Here is an 18,972-nt window from a genome sequence, read left to right on the forward strand (position 1 = left end):
GCGGCAGCCTTTTGTTCGACACGCTTCGCCTGCCGGCGGAGCGTACGGGACGCCGGCGCGTCCCGCAGGGCGCCTGGCGCGCCCTGGCAGGGCCTGACGCAAGAACAACAACAGCAACGCTGCCGTCGAGGATACGTCGATGTCCAACTCCAGACTCACCCAGCACCTGCTCCGCGGGCGGGTTGGTTTCCCCACCGCCCTGGCCAGTTCGGTCGGGTTGATCATGGCCAGCCCGGTGATCCTCACCGCCACCACCGGCTTCGGCCTGGGCGGCGGAACCTTCGCCGTGGCGATGCTGGTGGCGCTGCTGCTGATGCTGGCGCAGTCCACCACCTTCGCCGAGGCCGCCTGCCTGCTGCCGACCCGTGGCTCGGTCTACGACTACCTGTCGTGCGGCCTCGGGCGCTTCTTCGCGATCACCGGCACGCTGTCGGCCTACCTGATCGTCCATGTGTTCGCCGGCACCGCCGAAACCATGCTCAGCGGCACCATGGCGCTGGTCAACTTCGAGTCGCTGAATACCCTCACCGAGCCGGGCGGCGGCGCCTGGCTGGTGGGTGTCGGCATGGTGCTCTGCTTCGGCCTGCTGAATGCGCTGGGGATCACCGCCTTCGGTCGCGCCGAAGTGATCCTCACCTTCGGCATGTGGAGCACCCTGATGATCTTCGCCGTGGCCGGTCTGCTGCGCCTGCCCGCGGTGGAGTTGCAGGGCTGGTTCGGGGCCTCGATGGTCGGCGACGACCTGCCGACCCTGCTGTCGCTGGTGGGCATGGCGATGTTCATGTTCGTCGGTTGCGAATTCGTCACGCCGCTGGCGCCGGAGGTGCGCCACGCTTCGCGGACCCTGCCGCGGGCGATGGCCCTGGGGTTGGTCGGGGTGGCCTGCTGCATGTTCCTCTATGGCGCGGCGATGCGCCGGCAGGTGGAAAACCTCGACCTCGGCGGCGGCCTGCACCTGCTGGAGACGCCGATGGCGATCCCGCGATTCGCCGAGCAGGTGATGGGACCGTTCGGACGCATCTGGCTGGGCGTGGGCCTGCTGTTCGCCGGGGCCGCCACCATCAACACCCTGATGGCCGGCCTGCCGCGGATTCTCTACGGGATGGCGCTGGATGGCGCCTTGCCGAAGGCCTTCACCTACCTGCACCCGCGCTTCAAGACACCGTTGCTGTGCATCGCCGTGGCAGCGGCGATTCCCTGCCTGCACGCCTGGTGGCTGGGCGGCGACAGCGAAGGGATCATCCACCTGGTCCTGGCGGCGGTCTGCGCCTGGGGCACCGCCTACCTGCTGGTGACCCTCTCCGTGGTGCTGCTGCGCATCCGTCGCCCGGACCTGCCGCGCGCCTACCGCTCGCCGCTGTTCCCGTTGCCGCAGCTGTTCTCCAGCGCCGGAATCCTGCTGGGGATGTTCTACATCACGCCGCCGGGTATGAACCCCGCCGACATCTACCTGCCGTTCGCCCTGATGCTCGGCCTGGCGGCCGCCTACGCCCTGTTCTGGACCCTGTGCGTACAGCGGGTGAATCCGTTCCGTCCGCTGGCGGTGGAAGAGGTGCTGGAGAAGGAATTCGCCGAAGAGGACCAGCAGCAGCGGGAGAAGGCGCATGTCCGCCTGGGCGCGCTGGTATGAGCGCCACTGGCGCGACTGGCGGCCAGCCGCCTATCGCCCCGGAGCCACCCTGGCCCTGGTGCGGCGCAACCTGGCTGCGTGCGACGGCGAGGCGCAGGACGGCAGGCTGTTGCTGCGTACGAAAGAGCTGAGCCTCGAGGTTCGCGAGCGGGTCCAGGCGCACCTGTTCATGCATATCGTCAGCACCGAGTTCAGCCTGTTCGTGGCGGCGCCCGGGGGGCCGCCGGCCAGCCTGGAGCTGCGTCACGCCGGTTGCTTGCGGCGTCGCGGCATCCTTTGCAAGGTGCGCAGCGGGAGCGGGCTCGAGCCGTTGCGGGAGGCCTTGCAGGGGGGCGACCGGGCCTTGCTGGAGCAACTCATGCCGCTGGACTTCCGGAGCTTGCGCCTCTGCCGCGACGACAGGGGCTGGACCGTGAGCCTGGAACACCTGGGGGCGTGCGAGGTGGTCAACCGCTTCCCCGCCTATCGCCGCTACATCCCTCTGGTCGCCGAGCAGCGCCTGGCCCTGCTGGGCGCCTTCGCCCAATTGCAACGCCTGCTTTCTCCCGCCTGAACGGCCCTTGCCGGCTCTCCCGGATGCGTATCCGCCGGTCCATTTGCGCTAGCTTGTGGGTATATCGATAACATGTTAATCATATCGGCAGCGCTGCGTGGCTCGGTAATTGCCGCGCCATACAACAATAACGATGGCCGTTGCCGTCAGGAGGTGCCCGGTGCATACCCTGTCTTCCGCACACAACAGCTTCGAAGCCTGGAACCAGACGTTGCGCCAGGTCTGCGGGCGCTTCGAGTCGCAGCCCGCGCTGAACCGGACGCTGTTCATCGGCGATATCTCGCGGCAGGACCTCGGCGGCCTGGAGCTGGCGCAGATCCGCACCAACGCAGGGCGCATCGCCCGCCAGGCCACCCATGCCGATCATGACGACGACCGCCACTGCTTCCTGGTCGTCCAGCGCAGCGGCCATGCGCAACTGCGCCAGGGTGGGGACAGCATAGAGCTGGCGCCAGGGGAAATGGCGCTGATGGACTCCGCGGGCGGCTGCGAGATCATTCCCCACGGACTCATCGAACACACCTCGTTCCATCTCTCCCGCGACCAGGTATGCCGGCACCTGCCGCCCAGCCAGCGGGCCTTCGGCAAACTCTCGCCGAACTGCGCCAGCGGTCGCCTGCTCGGCACTGCTGGTGCAGCAGGTGTGCGCCGGAGAACTGCAACCGTGGGCGGTGGCGGACGAAGGCGGGGCGTTGCAGGAGGCGCTGATCGCCCTGCTCGGGCCGGCGCTACAGCACGCCGGCGAGGAATTGGAGGGACCGCTGGCCGGGCTCTATGGCTACAGTCTGCGCCGGCACGCGGAGCGTCTGATCGAGCAATCCCTGCAGGAGCCGCGCCTGAGTCCGGACATGCTCGCCGGCCGCCTGCGCATCTCGGTGCGCCAGTTGTACCGGTTGTTCGAGGAGCAGGGCGACAGCGTCTGCCGCTACATTCTCCGCCAGCGCCTCAGTCGCAGCGCCGCCGACCTCGGCAACCCCCGGCTGCGCGGCGAATCGATCACCTCCATCGCCTTCAAGTGGGGTTTCAGCGACTCGGCGCATTTCAGCCGGGCGTTCAAGAAGCAGTTCGAGGTTTCGCCCAAGGACTATCGGGCCGGCGCGCTACCGGCCTGACGCCGCCGCGCGCTGCCATTCGTCCCGCCGATCCGCGCCGCAGGCGGAGCTGGCCCGGTGAATGCTTGACGCTTCACCGGAGGCACAGCAAGAATGCGGCGTGTCAGGTTGCATGAAAATAACGGCGGCGCTGTCCGGGGTACCTGCCGCGACAAGCAGCACCCGATGCCCGCACCTTTCATGTCGCCAGCGAGGCGCAGGATGTCATTGCCTTGGGGCGTGCGCCGCGTCGCTATTCACTATCAGATTTCGAGTGCCCCCCTACACCATGCGAATGCGCCTGATGCTTTTGGGCGGCGGTAATGCCCTTGGACAGGCGCTGATCCGCCTAGGGGCGGAGGAAGACATCGGTTTCCTCGCGCCCAGACCACCCGAGCAGGGCTGGGATGCAGCCAGCCTCACCACCCTGCTGGACGAAACGCGCCCCGACGCGGTGATCAACCTCGCCTTCTACCACGACTGGTTCCAGGCCGAGCAGGTCGAGGCGGAGCGCCTGGGCGCCCAGGAGCGCGCCGTCGAGCGCCTCGCGGAGCTCTGCCAGCACTACGAGATCCTGCTGGTCCAGCCGTCCAGCTACCGGGTCTTCGACGGCGCCCGCGCCACCGCCTACAGCGAGAAGGACGAGACCCTTCCGCTGGGCCTGCGTGGCCAGGCGCTCTGGCGCATGGAGCAGAGCGTGCGCGCGGCCTGCCCGCGACATGTGCTGATCCGCTTCGGCTGGCTGCTGGACGAAAGCCCGAACGGCTTGCTGGGACGTTTCCTCAGCCGCGCCGAACAACCGCAGCCGCTGTTCCTCGCCGACGACCGGCGCGGCAACCCGACGCCGGTGGACGACGCCGCGCGGGTGGTGCTCTCGGTGCTCAAGCAGCTCGACTGCCAGGCGCCGCTGTGGGGCACCTACCACTACGGCGGACTGGAAGCGACCACCACCCTGGCGCTGGGACAGGTGATCCTCAACGAGGCGCGTACCTATCGCTCCAACCTGATCCAGGAGCCTTCGGCGGAGGCCCATGCCGCGCGCCCGGACGCGCTCGACGAACCGCAGCACGCGGTGATGGTCTGCAAGAAGATCCTCCACACCTTCGGCATCAAGCCGCGCGCCTGGCGCGCAGGTTTGCCGGCTCTATTGGACAGGTACTACAGGCATGTTTGAACGCCCCATCCTGATCACCGGCGGCGCCGGTTTCATCGGCTCCCACCTGACCGACGCGCTGCTGGCGCGCGGCTACCGCGTGCGTGTGCTGGACAACCTGTCCACCGGCAAGCGCGACAACCTGCCCCTGGACGACGAGCGGGTCGAACTGGTCGAGGGCGACGCCGCCGACGCGGCGACCCTGGAGGCCGCCCTGAAGGGCTGCGCGGCGGTCGCCCACCTGGCCGCGGTCGCCTCGGTACAGGCCTCGGTGGACGACCCGGTCGCCACCCACCAGAGCAATTTCATCGCCACCCTGAACCTCTGCGAAGCGATGCGCGAGCAGGGCGTGAAGCGCGTGGTGTTCGCTTCCAGCGCAGCGGTCTACGGGCAGAACGGCGAAGGCACGGCGATCGACGAAGACACCCCGAAGTCGCCGCTGACGCCCTACGCGTCGGACAAGCTGGCCAGCGAGTACTACCTCGATTTCTATCGCCGCCAGCATGGGCTGGAGCCGGCGATCTTCCGCTTCTTCAACGTCTACGGGCCGCGCCAGGACCCGTCCTCGCCCTATTCCGGGGTGATCAGCATATTCACCGAGCGCGCCCTGAAGGGGACGCCGATCACCGTGTTCGGCGACGGCGAGCAGACCCGCGACTTCATCTACGTCGCCGACCTGGTCGATTTCCTGGTCCAGGCGCTGGAGGCGACGGCGGTGGAGCCCGGGGCGGTGAACGTCGGCCTGAATCGCAGCATCAGCCTGAAGCAGTTGCTGGCGGAGATCGGCCAGGTGCTCGGTGGCCTGCCGCCGGTGACCCACGCCGACGCGCGAGCCGGTGACATCAGGCATTCGCGGGCGAACAACGAGCGCCTGCTGCGGCGTTTCCGCTTCGACCAGCCGACGCCGATGGGCGTGGGCCTGGCGCGCCTGCTCGGCCGCTGATCACCACCAGGGCTTGTTCAGCGCCAGGTAGAAGATCCCGCCCAGCAGGGCAAGGCTGAGGACGCTGAGCAGGCCCTTGCCGGGGCCCCGCGCCATCCGCAGGGCGAACGCCGCGCAGACGATGTAGCCCAGCAACAGCCCCAGCTTCGCCAGCAGCCAGAGCGGCAGCGGCCAGGGCATCGCCAGGTGCACCAGGCCGAGCGCGCTGAGCAGCAGCAGGGTGTCCACCAGATGCGGTCCCCAGCGGCGGATGCCGCTGGCCTTGCGCCCCGACCAGTTCCAGGCCAGGCGCCAGACGAACAGGGCGGCGCTGCTGAGGGCGAAGGTGATGTGCAGGGTCTTCAACCAGAGGTACATGGGGTCCGTTTCCGCAGGATGAAAAAAGGCGCCCGAAGGCGCCTTTTTCCGTTGGGGGCGCAAGCCCCGCGACAGTCTACGACTCAGAACTTGTAGCCGAAACCGATCATGTAGACCCACGGATCGACGTCCACGTCGACCTTGGTCTTGTTCACGCCCAGGGCGCTCGGGCCGTTGATGCTGGCCTTGGTGTCGATGTCCATGTACCAGACGGCCATGTTGAACAGCGCGTGCTCGTTGAGCATGTAGTCGAAGCCCAGTTCGCCGGCCAGGCCCCAGGAGTCCTGCAGCTTCATGCTGCTGAAACCCTGCGCCTTGCGGTTGCTGGCGAGGTCTTCGTCGAAGAAGGTGGTGTAGTTCACGCCCAGGCCGCCGTAGGGCTGGAAGGCGCTGTTGGTACCGCCCATGGGGTAGTACTGGAGCAGCAGGGTCGGCGGCAGTTGCTTGATGTTGGCCAGCTTGCCGTCCAGGCCCGGGCCGAGGCCCTTGACGTCGACCTGGTGGTTGAACGGAGTGGCGGCGACCAGTTCCACGCCCCACTTGTCGGCGAACATGTAGGTGAAGGTCAGGCCGAGCTGGGTGTCGCTGTCGACGGTCGCCTTGGTACCGCGCTGCTTGGCGCCGTCCAGCTTGATGTCGGAACTGCTGTCGTCGGGATCGACGGTGGCGAAGCCGCCACGGATGATGAAGTCACCGGCCTTGTGTCCTTGAATATCCGCAGCGGCGAACGGGGAGGCGACGGTGAGGGCCAGCAGGGAAGCGGTAAGCCAGGACTTACGCATGATGAGCTCCATTCCTTGTATTAGAAAGTGTTGGTGCTGCTAATGGTCAGCCAGCTAACAGTTGCCTTCCTTGACACAGCTCAATCAATCCTAGGAGCAAATGTGACCGCCGCAACGTAAACGGCGCGGCGGATTGTCGCATGTCGTTCAGCTACCTTCGTATTCGTAGGGCGTCACCTTGCTCGCCTGCATGCGGTAGCCGGCCGCCGCCAGCTCGCTGCTGGCGTTCTCCACCTTGAAGGTGCCCTCGACCCAGAACGGCTGGTACAACTCGTCCATCTGCACGCCCTTGGCGGTCTTCACGTAGACGATCTGGTTCGACGGCGGCGGCGGTACGTGGATGCAGGCGCCGTAGTAGGGCACCAGGAGGAACTCGGTGACCAGCCCGGCCTCGCTGATTTCCAGCGGCACGATGTAGCCCGGCAGCTTGGCCTCGATGCCGTCCAGTGCCTTCACCACCGGGGCGTTGGGGCTCTGCTGGCTGGCCGCCGGGCCGGCTTCGCTGAGGGCGTTGGCGAGGTCGTGGATCGGCAGCGGCGCCGGGGCGGGCGGGGCGCCGGCCGGGATCAGTTGCGACCAGGTCAGTTCGCGCGGCGCGGCGCGCGCCACGGCACTGCCCAGGAGCAGGGCGAAAGCCAGCAGGAGGACGGTCAGGGAGCGCAGCATCGGGGAATATCTCCGGGTCATAGGCGGATCGACAGGCCATCGGCCAGGGACTGGCGGTAGGCGCGCCAGGCCGGCACGCAGCCGATCAGCACGGCGGCCGCCAGGATAGCCCCGAGCAGGCTCCACTCATAGTCGCTCGGCCAGGCCAGCGGCAGGTAGATGCCGTAGTTGGCCTGGACGTAGCCCTGGCTGGCGGCGATGCCGAGGTAGAGCAGGCCGAGGCCGAGGGCGACGCCGGCCAGCGCCAGGCTGAAGGCCTCGGCCAGCAGCAGGCCGAAGATGTGCCAGGGGCGCGCGCCCACCGAGCGCAGGATGGCCATCTCCCGGCGGCGCTCGTTGAGGCTGGTGAGGATCGCCGTGAGCATGCCGATCAGGCCGGTGAGAACGACGAACAGCGAGACCACGAACAGTGCCTTCTCGGCGGTGCCCATCAGGCCCCACAGTTCCTGCAGGGCGACACCGGGGAGGATCGCCATCAGCGGTTCGCCGGGATAGTCGTTGACCTCGCGTTGCAGGGCGAAGGTCGCCACCTTGCTCTTCAGGCCGACCAGGAACGCGGTGATCGCCTGTGGTTGCAGGTCCATGTGCCGCGCCTGTTCGGCGCTGACGCGCCCGGCACCCATCGCCGGCACCCCGTTGCGCCAGTCGACGTGCAGCGCCTCCATGCCGGCGAGGGATATGTGCAGGGTGCGGTCCACCGGGGTACCGGTGCGCTGGAGGATGCCGACCACGGTGAACGGCTTGTCGTCGTGCTTGACCAGGCTCACCGTGCTCACCCCATGGGCCAGCACGATCTTCTCGCCGAGCCTGTAGTGCAGGGCTTCGGCCACCTCGGCGCCGAGCACCACGTCGAACAGGTCCTGGCCGAAGGCGCGGCCCTCGGCCAGTTGCAGTTCCTGGCCGCGGCCGTAGCGGTAGTGCTCGAAATAGCCGGCATCGGTACCCATTACCCGGTAGCCGCGGTGCGAGTCGCCGAGGGAGATCGGGATCGCCCACTTCACCCGCGGGTTTTCGGCGAAGTGCCGGTAGCTGTCCCAGCGGATGTTGTTGGTCGCGTTGCCGATGCGGAATACCGAGTAGAGCAGCAGGTTCACCGAGCCGGAGCGCGCGCCGACGATCAGGTCGGTTCCGGAGATGGTACTGGCGAAGCTGGCCTTGGCCTCGGTGCGGACCCGCTCCACCGCCAGCAGCAGGCAGGCGGAGAGGGCGATGGCGAAGATCGTCAGCAGGGCGGTGAAGCGGCGGTTGGCCAGGCTGGCCAGTGCCAGTCGGAAGAGATACATGCTCAGAGTCCTGCCGGCCGGGCGGCGCGGTTGAGATCGGAAAGGGACAGGCTGCGGTCGAACAGCCCGGCCAGGCTCTGGTCGTGGCTGACGAACAGCAGGCTGGCGCCGGCCTCGCGGCATTCGGCGAAGAGCAACTGGAGAAACGCCTCGCGGCTGTCGGCGTCGAGCGCCGAGGTCGGCTCGTCGGCGATCACCAGCTCCGGCTGGCCGATCAGCGCGCGGGCGGCGGCGACCCGCTGCTGCTGGCCGATGGACAGGCTGTCGGCGCGGCGTTCGTGCAGTTCGCCGCCGAGGCCGAGCTGGCCGAGCAGATGGCTGGCGGCCTGCGCCGGGCTACCGTGGCGTTCGCGGGCGCGCTGACGGCGCAACGCGGAAAAGTGACAGGGCAGCTCGACGTTCTCGCGTACCGAGAGGAATGGCAGCAGGTTGAACTGCTGGAAGATGTAGCCGGTGTGGTCGACGCGGAAATGGTCGCGGCGCGCGGCGGACAGCTTTTCCAGGTCCTCGCCGAGCAGGCGGATGCTGCCGCGGCCGGGCTTCTGCACGCCGCCGAGGAGGCCGAGCAGGGTGGTCTTGCCGCTGCCGGAAGGCCCCTTGAGGAACAGGCTCTCGCCGCGTTCGAGATGGAAGCTGGGAATGTCCAGCAACTCCGCCTGGCCGGGCCAGGCGAAGCCGAGGTTGGTCAGGGTGATCAGTGCGCTCATGGGGGTAGGGGCGGAACGCTCCGCCGGAGCCTCGAGAATGGATGGAGGGGCGCCGCGCCGAATCCCTCGCGGCGCTTCCGGAACGATCCTACAGCTTCAGCTCGGCGCTGGCCGGGGCCAGGTCGGCGCCTTTCTGGCCGTCGGGACCGATCAGTTGTACCTGAATTTTCTGGGTGGCGGGGAAGCGCTTGAAGAACTCGGCGAGGGTCAGCAGCTTGAGCAGCTCGGGCTTCTCGCAACTGAGCTGGTAATGGGCGTGGATATCGGCATGACCGTGTTCGTGTTCGTGTTCGTGTTCATGTTCGTGGCCTGCCTTCTCCTTGTGCGCGTGGGCCGGCGCCTTGTCGCCGAACAGCGGACTCCGCAGTTCCTGGTTGGCCACCGAGCAGCCGGCGGTGACCGGCAGGGCGAACAGCTCCAGCGGTTTTTCCAGTTGCGCGCGGGCCTTGGCCACGGCGGCCTTGTCCGCGTCGGTGCTGGCGGCGTGTTCGAAACCGACCAGGTTCATCGCCGGGCTGTCCAGCTCCAGTTCGAGGGTCTTGCCGTCCAGCGCCACGTTCAACTGGGCGACGCCGTGCTCGTGCTTGCCCAGGCTGCCGTGGGCGTGGTCATGGTCGTGGTCGTCATGGGCCTGGGCGGCGAACGGCAGCAAGACGAGGGCTAACAGCAGTGGGCGCATGAACGGGACTCCGGCAAGGAAGGAAAAGAGTTTGTTACGTTATAACGAATTTTTCCGCCTGCCTAGCCTGGCCGATTTGGCCCCTACGCGCCGACGTGGGAGCATGGCGCGATTCGCTTGTGGAGAAACGAGATGGTGCGGATTCGCGGAAGCATCGGCGACTGGCCGGTGGACCTGACCCTGGAACTGGACGCCGAGGATTGGCGCCAGCTGGCGCAACACGTGCCCCCGCCGCCGCTGGGCGAGCCGCAGGCCGCGGCGGCCAGGGCGCCGGCGCCGGCAGCGCCGGTGGATCGCCTGTGGCAGACCGCCCAGGACCTGCTGCGCGGCAGCGGGCGGATCGAGGGGCCACAGTTGCTGGCGGAGTTGGAGGGGTTCAGCGGCAATGCCGGCGCCGCCAAGCAACTGCTGGTGCGCCTGCGGCACGACGCCCGGGTCAAGGTCGAGGTGGTCGACGGCACCCAGGTGTTCGTCTGGCTGGAGGACTGAGCCCCGCGGACGGGGCTCGGCGACTCAGTAGAGCGCCTGGTACAGCTTGCGGCGGTAGGCGGTGACCAGCGGGTGGTCGTTGCCAAGCAGGTCGAAGACCTGCACCAGGGTCTTGCGCGGCAGGTCGTCCTGGTAGTCTCGGTTGCGCAGGAACAGCTTGAGCAGTCCGTCCAGAGCCGCCTCGTACTGCTGCCGGGCGAGCTGCTGGACGGCCAACTGGTAGGCCGCCTCGTCGTCGCCGGCATCGGCGGCCAGACGGCTCTTCAGTTCTGCACTGTCGGGCAGGTCGGCAGCCTGGCGCAGGAAGGTCAGTTGCGCGCGGGCGCCGGCCAGGGCCTGCTTGTGCTCGTCGCTCTTCACCGCGTCGAGGATGGCCTGCGCCTCTTCCAGTTCGCCGCGCTCGGCCAGGCAGCGGGCGTAGAGGATCAGCGCCGCGGGGTTGTCGTTGTTCTCCGCCAGCAGGGCTTTCAGGGTCGCTTCGGCGTCGCCGATGCGGCCTTCGGCGAACAGCGCCTGGGCCACTTCCAGCGGGTCTTCGTCGGGCAGCGCCGGTGCTTTCACATGGGGTTCCAGCAGGGCGCGGATCTGCGATTCGGGCTGGGCGCCGGCGAAACCGTCGACCGGCTGGCCATCCTTGAACAGGACCACGGTCGGCAGGCTGCGGATGCCGAAGCGCATCACGATGTCCTGCTCGACGTCGCAGTTGACCTTGGCCAGCAGCAATTCGCCCTGGTAGGACTCGGCGATCTGCGCCAGCAGCGGCATCAGCGCCTTGCACGGGGCGCACCAGTCGGCCCAGAAGTCCACCAGGACCGGCTTGTGGAACGAGTTCTCGATGACCAACTGCTCGAAGTTGGCGCCGGTGACGTCGAAGATGTAGGGCGTATCGCTCATGTCGATTCTCGGAAACGCAAGGTGGTGACCACTATAAGTGGGGGCGCGCCGCGCGCAAACAAGCCCGTGCCTCAGGCTTGCCCGCGTTCGGCGTGATACAGGCTGACCAGGCGGAATTCGGCGGGCTCGGCGAGGTCCGGCCAGGTACAGGCGTCGAGCACGTCCAGGCGCCGGTACAGCGGATGACGGAAGTCACGGACCCGCGAGTCGGCGACCAGCGCCTGGCGGCCGCGGCTGAGGAACTGGTCGAGCAGCGGCAGGTTGGCGCGGTCGTAGAGCACGTCGGCCACCAGGATCAGGTCGAAGCGATCGTCCTCGGCGAAGAAGTCCGCCGAATAGCTCAGCTCCACTCCGTTCAGTTCGGCGTTCGCCCGGCTCGCTGCCAGCGCCAGGGGATCCAGGTCGCAAGCCACCACCTCGGCGGCGCCGGCTCGGGCCGCGGCGATCGCCGCCACCCCGGAGCCGCTACCGAAGTCCAGCACGCGCTTGTCGCGGACCCACTGCGGGCGCTCCGCCAGCCAGCGCGCCAGGACCAGCCCGCTGGCCCAGCAGAAGCACCAGTACGGCGGCTCTTCGAGGATGCGGCGGGTTTCCTCCGGGCTGAACTGGCGGTCCATGTTCTGCGCGTCGATCAGCCACAGGCGCAGGTCGGTGCCGGGCAGCGCGGTGGCGCTGAGCCGGGCGTCGCCGAGCAGCTCGCCCAGCGCCTGGGTCAGGGCTTGCGGTGCCGTCACGGCGCGCGTACCAGGCGCAGTTCGCCGAGGGACTGGGTGGTCGGCTGGGCGATCCGCAACGGATGCAGGCGCCAGGCCAACTGGCCGGACTGGATCACCCGCGCGTGCAGTTCGACGCGCAGAGCGCCACCGGCCGGCGGGAAGGATTCGGGGTTGAACGGCAGGCGGAAGGGCATGAGTTCGCCGGTGGCCAGCACCGTCTCGCTGGCCAGCAGCCGCTGTGGACGGTCGCGCTCGTCGATCACCAGCAGTGCCATCTGCACCTCGCTGCCGCGTGGCAGGCTGCCCTGGATGCTGCTCAGCGTTCCGCTCAGCTCGCGCAGGTGGGCCGGCAGCACCGGCTCGACCATGGTCACGCTGCGCGAAGCTTGCGGCGTTGGCGCAGGCTTCGGCTTGTCGCTGGAACAAGCGGCGAGGAGAAGGACGGCCAGCAGGGCGATCGAGCGCAGGGTCATGGGCTGCTCCATAGCGGTGGAATCCGGGCGGCGCTTGTATAGCGCAAAGTGTGATTCTTGTCGCGCTTCGCGTAGGCCGCAATGTCCGATTCTTCCCGCCTCTCCCATCGTGCCGGCGCCGGTCGATTCTGCGGGTGCTCGGTCGGGCGCGGATGCGCTACCATGCGGCTTCCTTCAGCTACGCCTGTATCAGCACCATGCATTGTCCCTTCTGCGGTGCCCATGACACCAAAGTGATTGACTCGCGACTGGTCGCCGAGGGCGATCAGGTGCGCCGGCGCCGCGAGTGCCTGGCCTGCGGCGAACGCTTCACCACCTTCGAGACCGCCGAGCTGGTCATGCCGCGCCTGATCAAGCAGGACGGCAGCCGCCAGCCGTTCGACGAGGACAAGCTGCGCGCCGGCATGCAGCGTGCCCTGGAGAAGCGTCCGGTCAGCGTCGAGCGCCTGGAAGCGGCCATCGGCCACATCAAGCATCAGTTGCGCGCCACCGGCGAGCGCGAGATCAAGTCGCGGGTGCTGGGCGAACTGGTGATGGCCGAGCTGCAGAAGCTCGACGAAGTCGCCTACATCCGCTTCGCCTCGGTCTACCGGCGCTTCCAGGACCTCAACGAATTCCGCGAGGAGATCGAACGCCTCGCCCGCGAGCCGGCCAAGGAATGAACGCCGCCGACCCGCTGTACATGGCCCGCGCCCTGGAACTGGCGCGCCAGGGGCTGTACTCCACCCATCCGAATCCGCGCGTCGGCTGCGTGCTGGTCAAGGACGGCCAGGTGGTCGGCGAGGGCTGGCACGTCCGCGCCGGCGAGCCGCACGCCGAGGTCCATGCCCTGCGCCAGGCCGGCGAGAATGCACGCGGCGCCACCGCCTACGTGACCCTCGAGCCCTGCAGTCATTTCGGCCGCACCCCGCCGTGCGCCGACGCGCTGGTGGGTGCCGGGGTGGCGCGGGTGGTCGCGGCGATGCAGGATCCCAACCCCGAGGTCGCCGGTCGCGGCCTGCTGCGTCTGATGCAGGCCGGTATCGCGGTGCAGAGCGGGGTCCTCGAGGCCGAGGCGCGGGAACTCAACATCGGTTTCATCAAGCGCATGGAGCATGGCCTGCCGTTCGTCCGGGTCAAGCTGGCGATGAGCCTGGACGGGCGCACCGCCATGGCCAGCGGGGAAAGCCAGTGGATCACCGGCCCCGCCGCGCGTTCGGCGGTGCAGCGCTTGCGCGCTCGCTCCAGCGTGGTGCTGTCCGGCGCCGATACGCTGCTGGCGGACGATGCGCGGCTCAACGTTCGCCCCGACGAACTGGGCCTGAACGCCGAGCTTACCGCGCTCGCCGCGGCTCGCCAGCCGTTGCGGGTGCTGGTCGACGGGCGCCTGCGGGTGCCGCTGGAATCGGCGTTCTACCAGGCCGGTCCGGCACTGGTGGCGACCTGCGCCGCCGCCTCGGCGCGCGAACGCTTCCAGGACGCCGGTCACGAACTGCTGGCGCTGCCCTCCGCCGAGGGGCATGTCGACCTGCACAAGCTGCTCGTGGAACTGGCGGCGCGCGGCGCCAACGAAGTGCTGGTGGAGGCCGGCCCCCGCCTGGCCGGCGCCTTCGCCCGGCTGGGGCTGGTAGATGAGTACCGGCTGTTCGTCGCGCCGAAGTTCCTCGGCTCCAGCGCCCGTCCTTTGCTCGATTGGCCGCTGGCGCGGATGGCCGATGCGGCGCAGTTGCGGATCGACGACATCCGCGCGGTGGGCGACGACTGGCTGGTCACCGCGCGGCCCCATCCGCGGGACGCCTGAACTTCGCTGCGCGGCGACGCGGCGGACGATGCACAAGCGGCGCAACTGTGGTAAAACGCCACACGGCCATCTTGGTGGCCGTAACGTTCTCAGGGCGGGGTGAAAGTCCCCACCGGCGGTAATGGCGCGCAAGGCGCCTAGCCCGCGAGCGCTTGCCGGACCGGCCACCGCCGGACGACAAGGTCAGCAGACCCGGTGCGATTCCGGGGCCGACGGTCATAGTCCGGATAAAGAGAGAACGGGATTGCCTGCCTGGGCGTACCCTGTGCGCCCGCAAGATCCCCTTCGATCCAAAAAGCCCTGTTTTTCACGAAACAGGAGTTCGTCATATGTCTTCATCTTGGAATACCCGCGCTATGGCACGCAGGCCGCTCGGCGTCGCGCCGGCCATGCTGCGCGCCTGTGCGGCGGAAAAACGGGAGGTCGCATGTTCACCGGCATAATCGAATCGATCGGCAGCGTCCGCGCGATGACGCCCAAGGGCGGCGACCTGCGGGTCTACATCGCCACCGGCAAGCTCGACCTGGGCGACGTCAAGCTCGGCGACAGCATCGCGGTCAACGGCGTCTGCCTGACCGCGGTGGAACTGCCCGGCGATGGCTTCTGGGCCGACGTCAGCCGCGAGAGCCTGGCGCGCACCGCCTTCCAGCACCTGAAGGTGGGCAGCCGGGTGAACCTGGAAAAGGCCCTGACGCCGACCACCCGCCTCGGCGGACACCTGGTGAGCGGCCACGTCGACGGCGTCGGCGAGGTGCTCAAGCGCGAGGAGAACGCCCGCGCCATCCAGTTCACCGTGCGTGCCCCGCGCGAACTGGCCAGGTACATCGCGCACAAGGGCTCGATCACCGTCGACGGCACCAGCCTCACGGTGAACGCGGTGAACGGCGCGGAGTTCGAGCTGACCATCGTCCCGCATACGCTCAGCGAAACCATCATGGCCGAGTACCAGCCCGGACGCCGGGTCAACCTCGAGGTCGACCTGCTGGCCCGTTACCTGGAGCGCCTGCTGCTTGGCGACAAGGCCGCCGAGCCCAGCGCCTCCGGCATCAGCGAAGCGTTTCTCGCCGAGAACGGTTTTCTCAAGTAACCCACGAATTGCATAAGGGGGTGCCCATGGCACTCAACACGATCGACGAACTGATCGAAGACATCCGCCAAGGCAAGATGGTCATCCTGATGGATGACGAGGACCGCGAGAACGAAGGCGACCTGATCATGGCCGCCGAATGCGTCCGCACCGAAGACATCAACTTCATGGTCAAGCATGCCCGCGGCCTGGTCTGCATGCCGATGACCCGCGAGCGTTGCGAGCGCCTCGGCCTGCCGCTGATGGTGCAGCGCAACGGCTCCGGCTTCGGCACCAAGTTCACTGTCTCCATCGAGGCCGCCGAGGGCGTCACCACCGGCATCTCCGCCGCGGACCGCGCCCGCACCGTGCAGGCTGCGGCGGCGAAGAACGCCGTGGCCGCCGACATCGTCAGCCCCGGCCACATCTTCCCGCTGATGGCCCAGCCAGGCGGTACCCTGGCTCGCGCCGGGCACACCGAGGCGGCCTGCGACCTGGCGCGGATGGCCGGGTTCGAACCGTCCGGGGTGATCTGCGAGGTGATGAACGACGACGGCAGCATGGCTCGCCGGCCCGAACTGGAGGCGTTCGCCGCCGAGCACGGGATCAAGATCGGCACCATCGCCGACCTGATCCACTACCGGCTGATCCACGAGCGCACCGTCGAGCGCATCGCCGAGCAGCCGCTGGACAGCGAACTGGGCCACTTCAACCTGATCACCTACCGCGACTCGGTGGAGGGCGACGTGCACCTGGCGCTGACCCTCGGCAAGGTCTGCGCGGAAGAGCCGACCCTGGTCCGCGTGCACAACATGGACCCGCTGCGCGACCTGCTGCAGGTCAACCAGCCGGGCCGCTGGAGCCTGCGCGCGGCGATGACCAAGGTCGCCGAGGCGGGCAGCGGCGTGGTGCTGCTGCTCGGCCACCAGATCGGCGGCGACGACCTGCTCGCCCATGTCCGCGAGATCGCTTCGGCGCCGGCCCCGGCGCCCAAGGCCACCACCACCTACAGCACCGTCGGTGCCGGCTCGCAGATCCTGCGTGACCTCGGCGTGCGCAAGATGCGCCTGCTGAGTGCGCCGATGCGCTTCAATGCGATATCCGGTTTCGACCTGGAAGTTGTAGAATACCTGCCCGCCGAATAAGGCCTGTCCCGCCCGCCGCGTGCAAGATCGCGGCGGGCGCTATGCTGGACCGACCTTTCGACCCTTTTCGCTCGGGGCGCAACGGCGCCCCGGCTCTTTAACAGATGAGACCTGCTCATGACCCTGAAGACCATCGAAGGTACCTTCATTGCTCCCAAAGGCCGCTACGCCCTGGTGGTCGGCCGCTTCAACAGCTTCGTCGTGGAAAGCCTGGTCAGCGGCGCCGTCGACGCCCTGGTCCGCCACGGCGTGGCTGAAAGCGAGATCACCATCATCCGCGCCCCGGGTGCCTTCGAGATCCCGCTGGTGACCCAGAAGGTCGCCCAGCAAGGCGGCTTCGACGCCATCATCGCCCTCGGCGCGGTGATCCGTGGCGGCACCCCGCACTTCGAATACGTGGCCGGCGAGTGCACCAAGGGCCTGGCCCAGGTGTCCCTGCAGTTCGGCATCCCGGTCGCCTTCGGCGTCCTCACCGTCGACTCCATCGAGCAGGCCATCGAGCGCTCCGGCACCAAGGCCGGCAACAAGGGCGCCGAAGCCGCGCTGTCGGCCCTGGAAATGGTCAGCCTGCTGGCGCAGTTGGAGGCCAAGTGAGCAATCAAGACAGCGGCAACCCGGCAGCCAAGCCGCCGAAAGGCAAGACCGCCGCTCGCCGCAAGGCCCGCAGCCTGGCCGTCCAGGCCCTGTACTCCTGGCAGATCGCCGGCCAGCCCCTGCACGAGATCGAGGCGCAGTTCCGCACCGACAACGACTTCTCCGAGGTCGACGGCGCCTACTTCCACGAGATCCTGCACGGCGTGCCGCGACAGAAGAGCGAGCTGGACTCCACCTTCGAGCCCTGCCTGGACCGCCCGCTGGCCGAGATCGACCCGGTCGAGCTGGCCATCCTGCGGCTGTCCACCTACGAGCTGCGCAACCGCATCGACGTGCCCTACAAGGTAGTGATCAACGAGGGCATCGAGCTGGCCAAGACCTTCGGCGCCACCGACGGCCACAAGTTCGTCAACGGCGTGCTCGACAAGCTGGCGCCGCGCCTGCGCGCCGCCGAGCTGCGCGGCGGCAAGCGCTGATCCCGCGCCGGCGGCGTCATGGGTGAGTTCGAGCTGATCCGCCGCTTCTTCGCCGCGGCCGCCTGCGCGGCGCCGGCGACGGAGGTGGCCCTCGGCATCGGCGACGACTGTGCCCTGCTGGCGCCGCCTGCCGGCGAACAGCTGGCGGTCTCCACCGACACCCTGGTGGAAGGTGTGCATTTTCCCGCCGGTTGCGACCCTTTCCTTCTTGCCCAGCGCGCCCTGGCGGTCTCCGCCAGCGACCTGGCGGCGATGGGCGCCGCGCCCCTGGCCTTCACCCTGGCCCTGACCTTGCCGCAGGCCGACGCCGAGTGGTTGCAGGGCTTCGCCCGCGGCCTCGACGCCATGGCCCGGCAGTGCGGCCTGGCCCTGGTCGGCGGCGACACCACGCGCGGCCCGCTGAGCATGACCCTGACCGTATTCGGCAGGGTGCCGGCCGGCCAGGCGCTGACCCGCGCCGGTGCGCGCCCGGGCGACCTGCTCTGCGTCGGGGGCCCGCTCGGCGAGGCTGGAGCGGCGCTGGAACTGGTGCTGGAGCGAAGATCGGCGCCCGCCGAGGTGGCCGAACCGCTGCTGGCGCGCTACTGGACGCCGGCCCCGCAATTCGGTCTGGGCCTCGCCCTGCGCGGCAAGGCCAGCGCCGCCCTGGACATCTCCGACGGGCTGCTCGCCGACTGCGGGCATATCGCCCGCGCTTCCGGCGTCGCCCTGCTGGTCGAATGCCAGCGCTTGCAGGCAAGCGCCGCGTTGAGCGGCCTGCTCGCCGGCGAGGAAGCCTTGCGCCAGCAACTGGCCGCCGGCGACGACTACGTGCTGGCCTTCACCCTGCCGTCTGCGTACCTTGGCGAGATTCGCGCCGCGTGGCCGGCCATGGCCGTCATCGGCCGGGTCGAGGCGGGGCAGGGGGTGCACCTGCTCGACGCCGACGGAAAGGAACTCATACCGGCCGTGGCCGGCTACCAACATTTCGGAACCCAACGTGACTGAGCATCCTGATCAGACGCCGGCGCAGCCGGTGCCGCCGTCGGTCTGGCGCAATCCCTGGCATTTCCTCGCCTTCGGCTTCGGCTCCGGCACCCTGCCCAAGGCGCCGGGCACCTGGGGGTCGCTGGTGGCCATCCCGTTCATCCCGCTGTGGCAGATGCTGCCGGACTGGGGCTACTGGCTGATGCTGGGAGTGACCATGCTGTTCGGCTTCTGGCTGTGCGGCAAGGTCGCCGACGACCTGCGCGTGCACGACCACGAAGGCATCGTCTGGGACGAGATGGTCGGCATGTGGATAACCCTCTGGCTGGTGCCGGAGGGCTGGTGGTGGCTGCTGATCGGCTTCGTCGTGTTCCGCATCGTGGATATTCTCAAACCCTGGCCGATCAGTTGGGTGGACCGCAACGTGCACGGCGGCGTCGGGATCATGCTCGACGACGTCCTGGCCGGGGTATTCGCCTGGCTGGTCATGCAGGGTCTAGTCTGGGGATGGGTACACTGGCTGGTCTGA

The 18,972-nt window shown here is 68.4% G+C and carries 22 protein-coding genes, 1 pseudogene and 1 riboswitch; of the genes and pseudogenes, 14 read left to right on the forward strand and 9 right to left on the reverse strand.

The window, feature by feature from the left end; all coding sequences use genetic code 11:
- Positions 1-139 precede the first annotated feature (139 nt).
- The 5 genes and pseudogenes from M6E97_RS01015 to M6E97_RS01035 all read left to right on the forward strand — a co-directional run bounded on the left by M6E97_RS01015 (position 140) and on the right by M6E97_RS01035 (position 5,370).
- Positions 140-1,630: an APC family permease gene (locus tag M6E97_RS01015; RefSeq protein WP_003093348.1), complete on the forward strand. Its 1,491-nt coding sequence runs from the start codon at positions 140-142 to the stop codon at positions 1,628-1,630.
- Positions 1,605-2,183: a DUF3156 family protein gene (locus M6E97_RS01020; protein WP_003132379.1), complete on the forward strand. Its 579-nt coding sequence runs from the start codon at positions 1,605-1,607 to the stop codon at positions 2,181-2,183. The genes M6E97_RS01015 and M6E97_RS01020 overlap by 26 nt, the downstream gene beginning before the upstream one ends.
- A gap of 160 nt (positions 2,184-2,343) precedes the next feature.
- Positions 2,344-3,295, forward strand: a pseudogene (feaR, locus tag M6E97_RS01025) (transcriptional regulator FeaR).
- 268 nt (positions 3,296-3,563) lie between these two features.
- Complete coding sequence (locus tag M6E97_RS01030; RefSeq protein WP_003113045.1) at positions 3,564-4,448, forward strand: dTDP-4-dehydrorhamnose reductase; 885 nt, start codon at positions 3,564-3,566, stop codon at positions 4,446-4,448.
- Positions 4,441-5,370 carry an NAD-dependent epimerase/dehydratase family protein gene (locus M6E97_RS01035; RefSeq protein WP_034005664.1) on the forward strand — a complete coding sequence of 310 codons (930 nt, stop codon included), beginning with the start codon at positions 4,441-4,443 and terminating at the stop codon, positions 5,368-5,370. Before M6E97_RS01030 ends, M6E97_RS01035 begins: the two co-directional genes overlap by 8 nt.
- Here M6E97_RS01035 and M6E97_RS01040 read toward each other — a convergent pair whose 3' ends face one another.
- The 6 genes from M6E97_RS01040 to M6E97_RS01065 all read right to left on the reverse strand — a co-directional run bounded on the left by M6E97_RS01040 (position 5,371) and on the right by M6E97_RS01065 (position 9,844).
- Complete coding sequence (locus M6E97_RS01040) at positions 5,371-5,727, reverse strand: SirB2 family protein (RefSeq protein ID WP_003159320.1); 357 nt, start codon at positions 5,725-5,727, stop codon at positions 5,371-5,373.
- Positions 5,728-5,810: 83 nt separating this feature from the next.
- A complete protein-coding gene (gene oprG, locus M6E97_RS01045; protein ID WP_174217696.1) occupies positions 5,811-6,509 on the reverse strand; it encodes an outer membrane protein OprG in 699 nt (232 codons plus the stop codon).
- Between the two features lie 147 nt (positions 6,510-6,656).
- On the reverse strand, positions 6,657-7,175 hold the full coding sequence (locus M6E97_RS01050) for a DUF3299 domain-containing protein (protein WP_003137628.1): 519 nt from the start codon (positions 7,173-7,175) through the stop codon (positions 6,657-6,659).
- Positions 7,176-7,192: 17 nt separating this feature from the next.
- Entirely contained in the window at positions 7,193-8,458 is a 1,266-nt protein-coding gene (locus tag M6E97_RS01055; protein WP_003118230.1) for an ABC transporter permease, read from the reverse strand.
- A 2-nt stretch (positions 8,459-8,460) separates the two neighbouring features.
- Positions 8,461-9,165 carry an ABC transporter ATP-binding protein gene (locus M6E97_RS01060; RefSeq protein WP_003093325.1) on the reverse strand — a complete coding sequence of 235 codons (705 nt, stop codon included), beginning with the start codon at positions 9,163-9,165 and terminating at the stop codon, positions 8,461-8,463.
- 88 nt (positions 9,166-9,253) lie between these two features.
- Entirely contained in the window at positions 9,254-9,844 is a 591-nt protein-coding gene (locus M6E97_RS01065) for a DUF2796 domain-containing protein (RefSeq protein ID WP_019484731.1), read from the reverse strand.
- A 132-nt stretch (positions 9,845-9,976) separates the two neighbouring features.
- Here M6E97_RS01065 and M6E97_RS01070 point away from each other — a divergent pair, with 132 nt between their 5' ends.
- A complete protein-coding gene (locus M6E97_RS01070; RefSeq protein ID WP_009877044.1) occupies positions 9,977-10,333 on the forward strand; it encodes a hypothetical protein in 357 nt (118 codons plus the stop codon).
- A 24-nt stretch (positions 10,334-10,357) separates the two neighbouring features.
- On the opposite strand, the gene trxA is transcribed toward M6E97_RS01070, so the two are convergent.
- The 3 genes from trxA to M6E97_RS01085 form a co-directional block, all read right to left on the reverse strand.
- The gene (gene trxA, locus M6E97_RS01075) at positions 10,358-11,227 is read right to left on the reverse strand and encodes a thioredoxin (protein WP_023092435.1); all 870 of its coding nucleotides are present in this window, start codon (positions 11,225-11,227) and stop codon (positions 10,358-10,360) included.
- A gap of 71 nt (positions 11,228-11,298) precedes the next feature.
- Positions 11,299-11,961, reverse strand: a complete 663-nt coding sequence (locus M6E97_RS01080) for a class I SAM-dependent methyltransferase (RefSeq protein ID WP_003119123.1) — start codon at positions 11,959-11,961, stop codon at positions 11,299-11,301.
- Positions 11,958-12,428, reverse strand: a complete 471-nt coding sequence (locus M6E97_RS01085; RefSeq protein WP_003132387.1) for a YbaY family lipoprotein — start codon at positions 12,426-12,428, stop codon at positions 11,958-11,960. The genes M6E97_RS01080 and M6E97_RS01085 overlap by 4 nt, the downstream gene beginning before the upstream one ends.
- A 185-nt stretch (positions 12,429-12,613) precedes the next feature.
- Here M6E97_RS01085 and nrdR point away from each other — a divergent pair, with 185 nt between their 5' ends.
- From nrdR to M6E97_RS01125, 8 genes are all read left to right on the forward strand, one after another.
- Positions 12,614-13,078, forward strand: a complete 465-nt coding sequence (gene nrdR / locus M6E97_RS01090) for a transcriptional regulator NrdR (protein ID WP_003107181.1) — start codon at positions 12,614-12,616, stop codon at positions 13,076-13,078.
- Positions 13,075-14,196 carry a bifunctional diaminohydroxyphosphoribosylaminopyrimidine deaminase/5-amino-6-(5-phosphoribosylamino)uracil reductase RibD gene (gene ribD / locus M6E97_RS01095; protein WP_009877465.1) on the forward strand — a complete coding sequence of 374 codons (1,122 nt, stop codon included), beginning with the start codon at positions 13,075-13,077 and terminating at the stop codon, positions 14,194-14,196. Before nrdR ends, ribD begins: the two co-directional genes overlap by 4 nt.
- An 81-nt stretch (positions 14,197-14,277) precedes the next feature.
- Positions 14,278-14,440, forward strand: a riboswitch (FMN riboswitch).
- Positions 14,441-14,623: 183 nt separating this feature from the next.
- Entirely contained in the window at positions 14,624-15,283 is a 660-nt protein-coding gene (locus tag M6E97_RS01100; RefSeq protein ID WP_003093316.1) for a riboflavin synthase, read from the forward strand.
- 26 nt (positions 15,284-15,309) lie between these two features.
- Entirely contained in the window at positions 15,310-16,407 is a 1,098-nt protein-coding gene (gene ribBA / locus M6E97_RS01105; RefSeq protein ID WP_003093313.1) for a bifunctional 3,4-dihydroxy-2-butanone-4-phosphate synthase/GTP cyclohydrolase II, read from the forward strand.
- Positions 16,408-16,524: 117 nt separating this feature from the next.
- Complete coding sequence (ribE, locus tag M6E97_RS01110; protein WP_003093311.1) at positions 16,525-17,001, forward strand: 6,7-dimethyl-8-ribityllumazine synthase; 477 nt, start codon at positions 16,525-16,527, stop codon at positions 16,999-17,001.
- Positions 16,998-17,477, forward strand: a complete 480-nt coding sequence (gene nusB / locus M6E97_RS01115) for a transcription antitermination factor NusB (RefSeq protein WP_003093308.1) — start codon at positions 16,998-17,000, stop codon at positions 17,475-17,477. The genes ribE and nusB overlap by 4 nt, the downstream gene beginning before the upstream one ends.
- Before the next feature lie 18 nt (positions 17,478-17,495).
- A complete protein-coding gene (gene thiL, locus M6E97_RS01120; protein ID WP_023092438.1) occupies positions 17,496-18,464 on the forward strand; it encodes a thiamine-phosphate kinase in 969 nt (322 codons plus the stop codon).
- Complete coding sequence (locus tag M6E97_RS01125) at positions 18,457-18,972, forward strand: phosphatidylglycerophosphatase A (RefSeq protein ID WP_034005667.1); 516 nt, start codon at positions 18,457-18,459, stop codon at positions 18,970-18,972. The genes thiL and M6E97_RS01125 overlap by 8 nt, the downstream gene beginning before the upstream one ends.

Origin of the sequence: Pseudomonas sp. B111 (assembly GCF_026428275.1) — a bacterium.
In the GTDB taxonomy this organism is placed as follows: Bacteria; Pseudomonadota; Gammaproteobacteria; order Pseudomonadales; family Pseudomonadaceae; genus Pseudomonas; species Pseudomonas aeruginosa.

What these genes read in the sequence shown, in the direction of transcription:
- M6E97_RS01015 (WP_003093348.1), top strand. Translation starts at nt 140, where the DNA reads ATGTCCAACTCCAGACTCACCCAGCACCTGCTCCGCGGGCGGGTTGGT.
- M6E97_RS01020 (WP_003132379.1), top strand. Translation starts at nt 1,605, where the DNA reads ATGTCCGCCTGGGCGCGCTGGTATGAGCGCCACTGGCGCGACTGGCGG.
- M6E97_RS01030 (WP_003113045.1), top strand. Translation starts at nt 3,564, where the DNA reads ATGCGAATGCGCCTGATGCTTTTGGGCGGCGGTAATGCCCTTGGACAG.
- M6E97_RS01035 (WP_034005664.1), top strand. Translation starts at nt 4,441, where the DNA reads ATGTTTGAACGCCCCATCCTGATCACCGGCGGCGCCGGTTTCATCGGC.
- M6E97_RS01040 (WP_003159320.1), bottom strand. Translation starts at nt 5,727, where the DNA reads ATGTACCTCTGGTTGAAGACCCTGCACATCACCTTCGCCCTCAGCAGC.
- oprG (WP_174217696.1), bottom strand. Translation starts at nt 6,509, where the DNA reads ATGCGTAAGTCCTGGCTTACCGCTTCCCTGCTGGCCCTCACCGTCGCC.
- M6E97_RS01050 (WP_003137628.1), bottom strand. Translation starts at nt 7,175, where the DNA reads ATGCTGCGCTCCCTGACCGTCCTCCTGCTGGCTTTCGCCCTGCTCCTG.
- M6E97_RS01055 (WP_003118230.1), bottom strand. Translation starts at nt 8,458, where the DNA reads ATGTATCTCTTCCGACTGGCACTGGCCAGCCTGGCCAACCGCCGCTTC.
- M6E97_RS01060 (WP_003093325.1), bottom strand. Translation starts at nt 9,165, where the DNA reads ATGAGCGCACTGATCACCCTGACCAACCTCGGCTTCGCCTGGCCCGGC.
- M6E97_RS01065 (WP_019484731.1), bottom strand. Translation starts at nt 9,844, where the DNA reads ATGCGCCCACTGCTGTTAGCCCTCGTCTTGCTGCCGTTCGCCGCCCAG.
- M6E97_RS01070 (WP_009877044.1), top strand. Translation starts at nt 9,977, where the DNA reads ATGGTGCGGATTCGCGGAAGCATCGGCGACTGGCCGGTGGACCTGACC.
- trxA (WP_023092435.1), bottom strand. Translation starts at nt 11,227, where the DNA reads ATGAGCGATACGCCCTACATCTTCGACGTCACCGGCGCCAACTTCGAG.
- M6E97_RS01085 (WP_003132387.1), bottom strand. Translation starts at nt 12,428, where the DNA reads ATGGAGCAGCCCATGACCCTGCGCTCGATCGCCCTGCTGGCCGTCCTT.
- nrdR (WP_003107181.1), top strand. Translation starts at nt 12,614, where the DNA reads ATGCATTGTCCCTTCTGCGGTGCCCATGACACCAAAGTGATTGACTCG.
- ribD (WP_009877465.1), top strand. Translation starts at nt 13,075, where the DNA reads ATGAACGCCGCCGACCCGCTGTACATGGCCCGCGCCCTGGAACTGGCG.
- M6E97_RS01100 (WP_003093316.1), top strand. Translation starts at nt 14,624, where the DNA reads ATGTTCACCGGCATAATCGAATCGATCGGCAGCGTCCGCGCGATGACG.
- ribBA (WP_003093313.1), top strand. Translation starts at nt 15,310, where the DNA reads ATGGCACTCAACACGATCGACGAACTGATCGAAGACATCCGCCAAGGC.
- ribE (WP_003093311.1), top strand. Translation starts at nt 16,525, where the DNA reads ATGACCCTGAAGACCATCGAAGGTACCTTCATTGCTCCCAAAGGCCGC.
- thiL (WP_023092438.1), top strand. Translation starts at nt 17,496, where the DNA reads ATGGGTGAGTTCGAGCTGATCCGCCGCTTCTTCGCCGCGGCCGCCTGC.